Here is a 12656-nt window from a genome sequence, read left to right on the forward strand (position 1 = left end):
GCCAAATGCTGGACGACTTGGAAGAGGAGCCGATCACCCTCTATTTCTGGACGACGCCGAACGGGTTCAAGATTTCCATCATGCTCGAAGAGCTTGGTGTTCCCTACGAGGTGAAGTTCGTGGATCTTGGAAAGGGTGAGCAATTTGCGCCGGAATTCCTCGCCATCTCGCCAAATAACAAAATCCCGGCGATCGTCGATCCTGACGGTCCGGACGGGCGGCCGCTTGCGATCTTCGAGTCAGGAGCGATCCTGCTTTACTTGGCGCGCAAATATGGAGCGTTCTATCCGACCAATGAACGTCTCAAAGCCGATGTCGACCAGTGGCTTTTCTGGCAGGCCGGTGGGCTCGGACCGATCGCCGGGCAGCGCAATCATTTCGTCAATTCGGCACCAGAAAAGATTCCTTACGCGATCGATCGCTACAGCAAGGAAATCGAGCGTCTGTTCGGCGTTTTGGAGAAGCGCTTGAGCGCGCGGCCCTATCTCGGGGGCGCCTATTCGATTGCCGATATCGCCAGCTTCCCGTGGGTTCGAACCTGGAAAACGCTTGGGCAGGACATAGCGAAGTATCCGAATATCGCACGATGGCTTGGCGATATCGGCGCGCGACCCGCGGTGGCGAAGGGGCTCGCGCTGAAGAGACCGCAGGCGACAGTGCAGGATTAGCCCGGCTATTCGTTGTCGTGGCCAACCAGGCTGTCGGGATCGACCGTCTGGCCTGTCGTCCTTTGGAATGCCATCGCGCCGAGGACTTTATTCGATTGAATGTGACGAAGGACGTCCGGCGTGTCGTCGGTCTCGGCGGCTTGCGCGGATGCTGCCGGATTGATGTCGCCCAGATCCGACAGACCGATGTAAGCGGGATGAGTGCCGCCTTCCTGGGCACAACCTGCAAGCGCCAGAATTCCCGCAGCCGCAAGCGAGCGGCAGACCGTCGCGTGAACCATCGTCCCTCATCAAGCCACGTTGGCGGCTTGAACCCTTCTCGCAATCGAGGCATTCCTCGACCGACAATGTTATGGTTACCAGCGCTTGGCTGAACCTTGGCTGAACACCGTTGAGCCCTGTCGCTCCGGCGAGCTGCCAGCACGCATTTTTGAAGCATGGTTAGCAAACCCTGACAACCCGAGTTAAGAGGCTGTCACCAAGCGTTTTGTTGTGGAAAAAGCTGATCGATCCTGGGCGGCCGGAAATCCAAAATAAAGCAAGTTTGCTCGGAAATTACCGCAATTTTGCTCGGGTTTTTACGAGATTTCATCCAAGGACTGAGATTGTTCGGGTGTGCTTCTCGTCACCATGAGAAGCGCATGGCAGGGCCGCCGCCCGACAACGCGCACGCAGCGGCAGCTCAATATCGGAGTATGCAGAAATGGCACGTGTGGACGTGTTGTCCCGTCAAACGCTCGAGTACGCCGCGCAGGGAGAGCAATCGGATGCCCTCTTCGAACTCGGCCTCAGCTATTGCACCGGACGTGATGGAACGGTCGATCTCGTTCAGGCTCACAAGTGGTTCAACATCGCAGCGATGAGGGGCAACTGCGAGGCGAAGCGCTATCGTTCAGAACTCGCGAACGACATGAGCAAGGCCGAAATCGTTCAGGCGCAACGTCTGGCGCGCGAATGGCTGGCGTCGGTTCACTGAATTCACAGTGCTGATCGCAATCGACTCTGCACGAGCCGATCGTTTCAGCAGTTCGAAAAGAATGACGACAGACATTTCCATGAGCTCTTGGCCGCACCGCCGACGGCAGAACCGGCTTTCTCAAGCGCTGTGCTCGCCGATTTGGCTGCATCACCCGCTGACTTTTGCGTCTGGCTGAGACCGGCCCCCGCCGATTTGGCGCTTTTCTCTACCATTTCCTCGACTGTTTTCGGAGGCGGCTCGCTCGCGGGCGGCTCTACCGCTGCGTTTTGAGGCGGAGCGGGCGGGCCTGGTTGAGGTGGAAGCTCAGTCGGTGGCCCCGCGTCATTTCCGTGCGGCTTCGGTTCGGAGGGAGCCTCATTCGGTTGGCCATCGCCAGCCGGATTGTTGAGGAACGCCGGTATCGGCAGTTCGCGGCGTTCGCCGGGACAGGGTGGATTGAAGCTTCGATCGATAGAGCAGCTGGCGTGCTGTCCGGCTTTGGCCAGTGTCGTGATGCAGTAGAACTTGGAGACGGTGTCGAGCGTAGAGTTCGAGCCGCTTCCGACGACGCAGGCATAGCTGGCGTCAGGCCCGGTGCATTTCACGCATAATTCGGTCGCGCAGGCCGGCGCTGCGGCAAGAAGCGCCAAGCCACCGGCACCAAACAAAAATTGCATGCGATGAGCCAAGTTTCGACCCGTTTCCATGGTGGGTTATCGCTTTCCGGACACTAGGGCGACTTTGAGGCGCCCGCCATACAGTAGCGGCAGGTTGCGCGGTGTTTTCCATGGCGTCTTGCATTGCCCGGGGCTGCCCTCTATAGGGGGCCACTGCCTAGTGATTTGGGGAGACGTGGCCGAGTGGCTGAAGGCAACGGTTTGCTAAATCGTCATACGCTTTAAAGGCGTATCGAGGGTTCGAATCCCTCCGTCTCCGCCAGCGCCTCTCATAACACATTGAAATCATTGAATAATTTCCGATCCGTATACGGTTCCGGTATAAGATCGGCAGACTAGGCGCCGATGCCGGAGAGCCCTAGCTTTTCGGCGGCGCGGACGAGGTCCGCCAGCGAACGGACCTCCATTTTGCGCATGACGTGGCCGCGATGAATTTTGACGGTGATTTCGCTGAGGCCCAGCTCACCGGCAATCTGTTTGTTCATCAGCCCCTTCGTCACGTAGGCCATGACTTCTTTTTCGCGCGCGGTCAGGCTTTCGTAGTGCGCGACCAGCTCGGCGATGCCGTGGTCCGATTCCAGCTGTTTGCGGTCGGTCTCGATGGCGGAGAAGACGGCATCGAGCATGTCCTGATCGCGGAACGGCTTGGTCAGAAAATCGACGGCGCCGGCTTTCATGGCGCGGACCGACATCGGGATATCTCCATGTCCGGTCATGAAAATAACCGGCATGCGGATTCCAGCCTTCGCAAGCTGGGTCTGGAAGTCGAGCCCGCTTACGCCGGGAAGGCGAATGTCGAGGACAAGGCAGCTTGGAATGTGGGGCAGTTTCTTTTGCAGGAACTCCGCAGCGGAGCCGAAGACGTTCACTTGCAGCCCCACTGATCTGAAGAGACTGCTGAGAGCGTCGCGGATGGCGGTGTCGTCGTCGACGACATACACACACGATGAGCGCGCCTCGTTGGAACGATCAGCGGCGGGATTGGTCTTCACGCTGCTTCCTCCCTGGCAGGCAAGTGAACGGTGAACGTAGCACCCTGGCCCAGCTCGGACGAGGCGATGATCCTGCCGCCATGGCTTTCGACAATGGAACGGCAAATGGATAGACCCATCCCCATCCCTTCCGACTTGGTCGTATAGAATGCCGTGAACAGTTTGTTAATGACAGAAGGTTCGATGCCCGGACCGTTATCGCTGATCTCGATGACGACGAGAGGTGCTTCGGTCTGCTCGCTTCGGGTGGCGATCCGCAACGTCCGCCTGCGATCGGCAATCGCAGACATGGCCTGAATTGCGTTTACGGCGAGATTGATGACGGCCTGCTGCAGCTGGACCCGATCGCCAAGCAACGGCAGCGGGGCGTTTGCGAGGTTGAGGTTCAGCGCCACGTCGCGGGCTATCAGCTCGCGCTCGATGAGGAGCAAAACATCGTCCAACAACTCGTTGGCATCGAGCGGGGTGCGAATGAGATCGGTTTTCCGTGTCAGTGCGCGCAACCTTGCGATGACGTCGCTCGCCCTGCGGCCGTTGCTGATCATGCGCTCGAGCGAGCTATGGACTTCGTTGAGATCCGGAACATCGCGCTGAAGCCAGCGTAAGGCGGCCTCGCCATTCGTCACGACGGCCGCGAGCGGCTGATTGACCTCATGCGCGATCGAGGCCATCAGTTCTCCGAGCGTCGTCAATCGCGTGACATGGGCGAGTTCCGCCTGGGCCGTATGTAAGGCGTCTTCGGCGCGCTGCTGCTCGGTGATGTCGTTGTTCGTTATCATAGTAGCGACGGGCCGGCCCTTGTCATCCCGCTGTAATGACCACCGGCTGGCGACGATCACCTCCGTACCGTCGCGCTTGGTGTGCGTGATCTCGCCCTGCCAACGGCCGACTTCGCTAAGTTCCGCCGCGATTTCTTCAATGGGTTTTGGAAACTTGCATTTCAACAGATCGACGGTGCTGCGGCCAACCGCTTCTTCGCGCCGCCATCCGTAGAGTTGTTCGGCGCCGGTGTTCCAATAGGTGATCACGTCCTTGTCGTTGCGGACGTAAATCGCGTCGTGCGTCAGGTCGAGCAGCGCGGCCTGATCCCGCAGGTCGTGGGTCGCCCGGTTGTTTTTGAGTGCCAAGAGCGTTGTGACGGCGATGGCGCTGAGGCTTACCAGGCAACGGATGGCCGCACTGCTTTCAACATCGTTCCAATGTACGGTCACGAAACTCGCGAACGTGAGAAACGCGCAGATTGCTGCGATTGCCAGCAGACCCGCGCGGCTCAGGAATGACGCCGACAAAACGATGACGGCGACGTAGAGGACGGCAATGGCGCTTTCGAGCGGGGTAAACGTGTCGATCAAGAAAATTGCGACGGCGCCGAGCAGCGCAAGCGCGGGGTAGGAATAGGTATTCGATTTCGAACTTGGAAGCGCTTCTTCCAACATCCCATTCGCACCTTGTTTGGGGCGTCAAAGCGGGTCTCGTTCAACGCCGCGCCGGGGTTCGGCGTCTTATAGTGAGGCCCGGAGTTGCGAGTGGCAAGCACGCGCTCGAGCGCGTGCACGATAGTTCGTCGGCACGCAAATTGATTTCGTAAAATAATGAAATAGCGAGAATAGGCTTAATTCGCGTTCGGTCTCGACGTGAATCGTCCGTCAGCCTCCGTCGGCGAGGGCGTGCGATTGGCCGGAGGAGACCGCGGGGGGAGGTCCGAAGACGTTCTTTGCGCGGCGGATTTTTCCCGACTCTTCAGGCAGAATCTGATCGACGATTTCGATCTCGACGCGAATGACTTTGGCGAAGCCTTCCGATTTGATGGATTGGTCGATGAGTTGGCGGAGCTTGTCAGCGTCCAATGCACGTCCGGGCAAAGCGGAGGCCCTGAGGACGAACTGGTTGACGCCCGTCTGCAGGAACTGATGCTCGGCGAGATTGGTCTCGGTATGGAGTGCGAGCAGGAAGACATAGTAGGGCAGATCGCGAATCTGGCCGTCGACATCGACCCAGAACTGATCTTTCGTCCGGCCTTCGACGGCTTTCACGAGAGGCAGAAGGCTGCCGCATTGGCAGGGTTCTGGGCTTATGGTGACGATGTCGTCGATCTCGTAGCGGATGATCGGTTGCGCCAGATTGTAAAGATTGGTCAGCAAGACCTTGCTTCCTGCCGTGCCGTTGGGAACGGGGCGGTTGTTTGAATCGACCACCTCCAGATATGCGAGTTCGTCGTTCAAGTGGCTGCCGTGTGTCGCCTGGCAGCCGCATGTCAGCGCCATGCATTCGGCCATGCTGTAAATGTTGGTGATATGCACGCCGAACGCCTTCTCGACGCGCTGTGCGATCGCTTCGGGCAAGGGCTCGCTGATATTCGTCATTTGCTCGAGATCGCCGTTGAGTTTCAGGCGACCGGCCTGAAGCTCACGAGTGATCGTTTCCAGCGCGCTCGTATAGCCGGTGATGAAGTTCGGCTGGAAGCTATTCAGCTTCTCGACGAGCACGTCGGGCGGGTCGAAGACCGAAAGACGCTGCAGCTTGAGGAAGCGGCGGGCGCGCTCCGGGAAATAATTGAAGAAGGTGCTGCTCGGATAAAATCCCGGCTTCTGGGTGATGATCGAAAAGCGCGCCGGCTTGAAAAGCCGTTGAAGGTGAGGAAGGAACCGGCGGGAAAGCGGCTTGCCGCGAGCGAACTGGGCTGCAAAGGTCGTCAGGATGGCGGGCTTATCCTGAACAATGATTGCGGGCTGGCCCTGGCTGCCGGATGTATGGCAGACGGCGTAGTTGTCTTTGTAATAGAGCCCGATGTTGGACGGATCGGACATGAACCGTTCGAGGTCGTCACGACGAAGAGCGCGGTCGGTGAGAATATCGTCGAGGTTCGCCATCATCTCGGATTTGTTTTGCGTCGGGAGATCGGTGATGGCGCACGTCGCGAGGTCAATGCCCTGAAAGCGCTTGCGGTAGTACGGAGAATTTTCGTTGGCGTAGCGCAGGAGATTGCGGAAGCGCGCATCGCGGGCTTCAGCGCGTGCCTTCATATCTTCCGGGCGAGGCGGCAGCAGCGAGCGGATTGCAAGCGCAAGCTTCAGTTGATCCGAGACTGCCCGGAGTAATCCTCTCATCTAATATAAACCTTTGAGAAGCGATGATGATTTTCGACGGGAGGGCTAAACGTTCCGGCCGCTTTTTGCATGACGGCGCTCCACGCGGCCTAAATATGGCAACGGTCGATAAATGTCAGCGAAAACTGTGCTCGGGAAAGTTTTCCATCGCTTGAATCCCTCCTGCGAGAGCATTGTTTAGTGGTGAGATGCGTCGCCACTATCGGCCCGGCGTTCGCGTAGCACGAAGTCCGGTTCAATCATGACGTTCGAAGCCCGGCAAAGGCCCTGGTAGAGAAGCCTCGGCGCGAGCCTGAAGTTCCGCCTCGTGGCGTCGCAGGTAGATAGTGATGGCGACGATAGTCCCCAAGGCCACGGCCACCCCCACAGTGGCGATCGGCCCCCTCAGCTCATGGATCCCACGCCCGAGCGTATAAGCGGATATTCCGACGATGCTCGCCCAGACCAGGGCCCCTAGGGCGTTCGCAACGAGAAACCGGCGCCATGCCAATTGGTTGACGCCGGCAAGGAACGCCGCAAGAAAACGCAGGAGCGCGAAAAAGCGTCCGAAGAATACGACGGCGCTGCCGTACTGCTGGAAAAGATATTGGCCGAGTTTGATCCGGCCTTCGGTCAATCCGAGATAAGAGCCGAATTTGAGAACGAGCCGGTATCCGAATTCGCGGCCGATCAGGTAACCGAAATTGTCGCCGACGATCGCGCCGATGGTGGCGGCAGCGATGACCATCGCGATATTTCCATCGTGCGTGGAGGCGTAGATGGAGGCGGCGACGAGAACGGCTTCGCCTGGCAAAGGGATGCCCAGGCTTTCGAGCCCAACGATCAAAGCGACGGTCCAGATTCCATACGTTTGGAACAGATGATGCAGTTGTTCGGGTGCAATCAAAAGGAGTTCCTCTTTGTATAGGATCGGGCGAAGCCGAGCGTGAAGAGTTGCTGTAATAGGCTGGCGAATTTCGTGTCAATCACATGAAGCGATGGAAGCCTCACGAATTTGATCGCTTGGGGCATCAGTGAACGCGCGGTTTAGCGAACGATGTCCTGCAACGCGCGATGTCCGATCGCAATGGAAATTGTCAACCATTTCCCCAACTCGAACAAAACGCGCCTTGCGAATTGAAAGTCGAAAACCAAAAATGCGACATGATTTGGATTCCGAAAACCGTCTGGGCTGATCAAAGCCTGTCGGGATTGCCCGTCGGCATTGCCGGCGACACGGCATTGAGAATTTTTTGCACTCCGGAATTATCGCAATATCGAGCCCCCAATCATCGACTGCTTGTAGAGCGAGCACGATTTCACTTGCGCAATGCAAATTGGAAGCGAATTCCGACTCCCGTTGGCGAGATACAGACATATACGTTTGAGCCCGACCGCGGCGAAGTTTTGGGCACGATTTTGGTGTCGCATGGTTGGACGGGCGAGGCGTCTTTTATGACGGCCATCGCTGAGCCGATCCGCCGGGCCGGATTTCGTGTCGTGCTGTTCGATTTTCCAGCACACGGATTGAGCAGCGAGAACTCTACCAATCTGATCGATTGTGCGCGGGCTACTGCTTTCGTCGGGCATGAATACGGGCCTCTTTACGCTATTGTCGCGCATTCGTTCGGCGGCTTGGTGTCGCTTGTCGCTTCGGAAGGAGCCGCGCCGATATCCCGAGGCCTCAATGTGCGGCGGGCGGTCTTCGTTGCGAGCCCAAATCGCCTCTCACAGGTTACCGCGGATTTTTCCAGGCACTGGGGGCTCTCGGCTGCTGGTCAGCAAGCGTTCGAGCAGCGGTTGGAGCGGGTCGGCGGACGGCCGATCGAGTGCTTCAGTATCGCGAGGCTTCTCAACGCTACCGGCTGCGAGGCGCTCGTCATCCATGACCGCGATGACAGTGATGTGTCATTTCGAAGCGCAGAAGAGATCGTGGAGGACGTCGAAGCTGCAGAGCTGATCGCTTTCCAAGGATTTGGTCATCGCAACATTCTTTTCGCGCCGCCGGTGATGCGGATGATCGTTTCATATCTCGTTCGCGCGCATGCATGACGCTGCGCGAAGTCGTTTCACGCAATTCGATATCGTCATTCAACTATATCGAATGTCGGAAATAGCGGAATTATGGACCTTCCCGCGACGTTGAATAAAGAGATGATAGCAGTAATATAAGAGACATCGAAGACTGCGATCCATGTGTCGTCGGTCGGGCTGATCATTTCGTGCCGGGAGCTCTCGATGATCACTCTCCAAGTCAACGGTCAATCTCATAGTGTCGACGTCTCGCCCGAGACGCCGCTACTGTGGGCGCTGCGCGATGTGCTCGGCATGACTGGAACAAAATTCGGATGCGGTATCGCCCAGTGCGGTGCCTGCACGGTGCATCTTGACGGACAAGCGGTTCGTTCATGCCAGCTATCCGTCGGCGCGGTCGGCAATCGCCCGATCACGACGATCGAGGGCGTGGGCGCGACCGATGCCGGCGCAAAAGTGCAGAAGGCGTGGCTCGATCTCGAAGTTATTCAGTGCGGCTACTGCCAATCCGGGCAGATCATGTCCGCTGCCGCTCTTTTAGCGCACACTCCAAACCCGAGCGATGATGACATCGATGCGGCTATGGCGGGCAATATCTGCCGCTGCGGCACGTACGTTCGCATCCGGGCGGCGATCAAAAAAGCCGCCGCTGCGTAATGGAGGCAAGAATGCGAGCAAATTCTATTGCCGAATCGCGCGGCCTTTCGCGGCGTGATCTTTTGAAGGCCGGCGCGGCGGGTGTTCTGCTTTACAGCTTCAGACTGCCGGTCGCGCGTGCCGCAAGCGATACGTTCGCGCCCAACGCGTTCATTCGCGTCGGCGACGACGATGTCATTACGCTGGTCATGCCGCAGGTCGAGATGGGGCAAGGCATTTACACGACCATCGGAATGATCCTGGCCGACGAACTTGATGCGGATTTTGCCAAGGTTGTGCTGCAGCACGCGCCGCCGGGCAAGGAGTATATCAATCCGATCTTCGGCGTGCAGGCGACCGGAGGTTCGACGTCAGTCCGGGCATTCTGGGATCCTCTGCGCAAGGCGGGGGCGTCGGCACGTGCGATGCTCGTCGAGGCTGCCGCTCAGCAATGGAGCGTCGAGCCGTCGACTTGCCGAACATCGAACAGCGAAGTGATCCACGATGCGAGTGGTCGCAAGGTCGGATACGGTGCGATCGCGTCGCTTGCGGCAACGATGAAGCCCGTCGCCAATCCGAAGCTCAAGGAGGCGAAGGATTACACGCTCATCGGCAAGCCGGTGAAGCGCAAGGATACGCCGGACAAGACAAACGGGAAATCACAGTACGGCATCGACGCCATGCCGACGGGCGTGAAGTTCGCTGCGATTGCGCAGTGTCCGGTATTCGGCGGCAAGGTCGGACACGTCGATGACACCAATGCGAAGACCATCAAAGGGTATGAGAAATTCGTCGCACATGACGATTTCGTCGCAGTGATCGGCGACACGACGTGGACCGCGATGCGCGGCCTCGCCGCGCTCAATATCACCTGGGATGAAGGTCCGAATGCCAGCGTCAATTCAGCCCAGATTTGGGATGAGTTGCGCGCCGCGAGCAAGGGACAGGCTGCGGTCGCAAAGCAGGTGGGAGACGTCAAAGCCGCGTTCGCGGATGGCACGCGGTACGAGGGCGTTTATGAGCTTCCACTGCTTGCACACGCGACGATGGAGCCGCTGAATTGCACGGTTCACTACACCAAAGACGCGTGTGAAGTCTGGATCGGGACGCAGGTCGTCGGGCGCGTGCAAGAGGATGTGGCGAAGACCGTCGGTTTGCCGGTCGAGAAGGTAACAGTTCACAATTTCTACATCGGCGGCGGCTTCGGACGTCGTCTCGACCAGGATATGGCGGTCAGGGCGGCGCTGGTTGCAATGCAGGTCGACGCGCCCGTCAAAGTGACATGGCGGCGAGAAGAAGACACGCAGCACGATGTCTATCGTCCCGTGTATCACAACACCGTCTCGGCCAGCGTGAAGGATGGCAAGATCGTCGGCTGGTCGCATCGCATTACCGGATCGGCCGTCATCGCCCGGTGGCTGCCTCCAGCTTACAAGAACAACATCGACATCGATGCCGTCGATGCGGCCATCGATCAGCCGTACGGCTTTGCGAACCAGGAAATCGATTATGTTCGCGCCGAGCCGCCCGCGGTCCCAACCGGCTTTTGGCGGGGTGTAGGTCCGAACAACAACGTCTTTACGATCGAGAATTTCATCGACGATATCGCGCATCGCGAGAAGGTCGATCCGGTTGCGTTCCGGTTGAAGCATCTCGATGGCAATCCGCGCCTCAAGGCCGCGATTCAGCTGGCTGCTGAAAAAGGTAACTGGGGTGCACCGCTTTCGCCCCGCATGGGGCGCGGAATCTCGGCGCAAAATGCCTGGGGAACCTTCCTTTCGACGGTATGCGAGGCAGAGGTCGACGAAAGCGGAGAGATCCGCATTCATCGTTTGGTGACGGCGCTCGATACCGGAATTCCTGTCAATCCCGACACGATCGTCGCGCAAGTTCAGGGGGCGCTGATCTTCGGTTTAACCGCCGCGCTGTTCGGCGAAATCACCATCGAAAAAGGCCGGGTGCAGCAAGGCAACTTCAATGACTATCGCATGCTGCGCATCAATGAAGCGCCGAAGATCGAGGTGCATCTGATACCGAGCACTGAGCATCCGGGCGGAATTGGCGAGGTCGGAACGGCGTCAGCGCCTCCCGCCCTTACAAATGCACTTTTCGCGGCGACAGGAGTCCGCTTGAACTCGGCTTCCTATCGATCGCAACTCGCTCGCCGGGAGAAAGCCGGCATGAAGCGCGCTGTCTGGATTCTTGTGGCGCTCGCTGCCGTCGCCTGCGTTATCGCGGGCTGGATCATCTACGTACCTGGTGCGACGGCGTTCGTCGGCGGAGGGACGGTCGCGCTTGCTGATTACAAGGAGGGCAGTCCGACCGGCGTGCCGGCAAGTCTCGCCAGTGCGGATGTGGTCACTCGTGGCGAGTATCTGACTCGGGCGGCAGACTGCGAAGCCTGTCATACGGCGAAAGGCGGGGTGCCTTATGCTGGAGGGTTGGCGTTCAAGCTGCCGTTCGGCACGATGTATTCTCCCAACATCACGCCCGACAAGGAAACCGGCATCGGGAACTGGACGGATGCCGATTTTCTCAATGCAATTCACAAAGGGATCGCGCCGGATGGGTCCAGGTTTTATCCGGCGTTTCCGTATCCATCCTATACGCTGCTGACGGACGATGATGCGCTCGCGATCAAAGCATACCTGTTCAGCCTGAAGCCGGTGCGCCAGGAAACGCCGGTGAATACGCTGGCATTCCCCTTCAATCAGCGTTGGCTGATGGCATTCTGGTCGTTCTTCTACAATAGCAACGAACGATATCGCCCCAATCCGAACCAGAGTGCCGAGTGGAACCGCGGCGCCTACCTTGCCGAAGCGCTAGGCCACTGCGGTGAATGCCACACGCCGCGCAATCTGCTGCAAGCGGTGAACAACAAAAAGAAATTTGCTGGTGCAGTGACTGCGGGATGGCGTTCCTACAACATAACTCAGGACGGCGTGTCCGGCATCGGCAGCTGGGATGCGGAGACCACAGCCAAGTTCCTCGCCCATGGACACGTCGAGGGCTTGGGAACCGCTTCGGGTCCGATGGGCGAAGCGATCGATATGAGTCTTCGTCATATGACGTCCGACGATATCAATGCGCTGGTCAGCTATCTGAAGACGATCCCGGCGATCGCCGATACGTCTCTACCTTTGCCGAAGACGATGCTGGCATCGTCGTTCCCGAGCGGCCATGAGATCGACGAGAATGCCCGCGGCGCCAAGATCTTCGCGGGGGCGTGCGCGGCGTGTCATGGCTGGTCCGGCAAAAGCCCTATCCTTACGTATGCCGATTTTGTCGGGGGCCGGACGGTTAACGATCCAACCGCGCGCAACGTTGCCCAGGCGATCATTTGGGGCGTGACGCGGCACACCCCGAACGGCGTCGTGACCATGCCCGGGTTCGGGGGCGCATACTCGGACGAAGAGATCGCGGCTGTCGCCAATTACGTCACCGCGAGATTTGGTGCCGCGAAGTCCAACATCACCGCGGGCGAGATCAAGACCATCGGCAAGCAGGCATCGCAGTAGGCCGACGAATAATCTTGTTCTGCCGGGATTTGGTGGCTAGGAACCTCGAAGCATTGCAGCTTGACGCTGCGGGTAAAGCTTTGAGTT

At 58.5% G+C, this 12656-nt stretch carries 10 protein-coding genes, 1 tRNA gene and 2 pseudogenes; 7 read left to right on the forward strand and 6 right to left on the reverse strand.

The window, feature by feature from the left end:
• The first annotated feature begins 5 nt into the window (after positions 1 to 5).
• A complete protein-coding gene (locus QM780_RS02340) occupies positions 6 to 668 on the forward strand; it encodes a glutathione S-transferase N-terminal domain-containing protein (protein WP_415068875.1) in 663 nt (220 codons plus the stop codon).
• Positions 669 to 673: 5 nt separating this feature from the next.
• On the opposite strand, the gene QM780_RS02345 is transcribed toward QM780_RS02340, so the two are convergent.
• Positions 674 to 949, reverse strand: a complete 276-nt coding sequence (locus tag QM780_RS02345; RefSeq protein ID WP_415068876.1) for a hypothetical protein — start codon at positions 947 to 949, stop codon at positions 674 to 676.
• Between the two features lie 422 nt (positions 950 to 1371).
• Here QM780_RS02345 and QM780_RS02350 point away from each other — a divergent pair, with 422 nt between their 5' ends.
• Entirely contained in the window at positions 1372 to 1644 is a 273-nt protein-coding gene (locus tag QM780_RS02350) for a sel1 repeat family protein (RefSeq protein ID WP_415068877.1), read from the forward strand.
• Between the two features lie 44 nt (positions 1645 to 1688).
• Here QM780_RS02350 and QM780_RS02355 read toward each other — a convergent pair whose 3' ends face one another.
• Positions 1689 to 2303, reverse strand: coding sequence for a hypothetical protein (locus QM780_RS02355; protein WP_415068878.1), 615 nt, complete (start codon positions 2301 to 2303; stop codon positions 1689 to 1691).
• A 169-nt stretch (positions 2304 to 2472) separates the two neighbouring features.
• Between QM780_RS02355 and QM780_RS02360 the strand changes: the two genes are divergently transcribed.
• Positions 2473 to 2565: transfer RNA gene (locus QM780_RS02360), tRNA-Ser, on the forward strand.
• A 73-nt stretch (positions 2566 to 2638) separates the two neighbouring features.
• Here QM780_RS02360 and QM780_RS02365 read toward each other — a convergent pair.
• From QM780_RS02365 to QM780_RS02380, 4 genes are all read right to left on the reverse strand, one after another.
• The gene (locus QM780_RS02365) at positions 2639 to 3295 is read right to left on the reverse strand and encodes a response regulator transcription factor (protein ID WP_415068879.1); all 657 of its coding nucleotides are present in this window, start codon (positions 3293 to 3295) and stop codon (positions 2639 to 2641) included.
• Positions 3292 to 4731, reverse strand: a complete 1440-nt coding sequence (locus QM780_RS02370; RefSeq protein WP_415068880.1) for a two-component system sensor histidine kinase NtrB — start codon at positions 4729 to 4731, stop codon at positions 3292 to 3294. The genes QM780_RS02365 and QM780_RS02370 overlap by 4 nt, the downstream gene beginning before the upstream one ends.
• 210 nt (positions 4732 to 4941) lie before the next feature.
• The gene (locus tag QM780_RS02375; RefSeq protein WP_415068881.1) at positions 4942 to 6402 is read right to left on the reverse strand and encodes a phenylacetate--CoA ligase family protein; all 1461 of its coding nucleotides are present in this window, start codon (positions 6400 to 6402) and stop codon (positions 4942 to 4944) included.
• 235 nt (positions 6403 to 6637) lie between these two features.
• Positions 6638 to 7288 carry a DedA family protein gene (locus tag QM780_RS02380; protein WP_415068882.1) on the reverse strand — a complete coding sequence of 217 codons (651 nt, stop codon included), beginning with the start codon at positions 7286 to 7288 and terminating at the stop codon, positions 6638 to 6640.
• 257 nt (positions 7289 to 7545) lie between these two features.
• Here QM780_RS02380 and QM780_RS02385 point away from each other — a divergent pair, with 257 nt between their 5' ends.
• From QM780_RS02385 to QM780_RS02400, 4 genes and pseudogenes are all read left to right on the forward strand, one after another.
• Entirely contained in the window at positions 7546 to 8433 is an 888-nt protein-coding gene (locus tag QM780_RS02385; protein WP_415068883.1) for an alpha/beta hydrolase, read from the forward strand.
• A 186-nt stretch (positions 8434 to 8619) separates the two neighbouring features.
• Positions 8620 to 9072 (forward strand): (2Fe-2S)-binding protein, encoded by a 453-nt coding sequence (locus QM780_RS02390; RefSeq protein ID WP_415068884.1) that lies wholly within the window; start codon positions 8620 to 8622, stop codon positions 9070 to 9072.
• 11 nt (positions 9073 to 9083) lie between these two features.
• Positions 9084 to 11235 (forward strand): annotated as a pseudogene (locus QM780_RS02395) (molybdopterin cofactor-binding domain-containing protein).
• Positions 11236 to 11423: 188 nt separating this feature from the next.
• A pseudogene (locus QM780_RS02400) lies at positions 11424 to 12569 on the forward strand (cytochrome c); the annotation flags it as partial.
• Positions 12570 to 12656: the final 87 nt, after the last annotated feature.

Source organism: Hyphomicrobium sp., from assembly GCF_047600905.1.
Classification (GTDB): Bacteria; Pseudomonadota; Alphaproteobacteria; order Rhizobiales; family Hyphomicrobiaceae; genus Hyphomicrobium_B.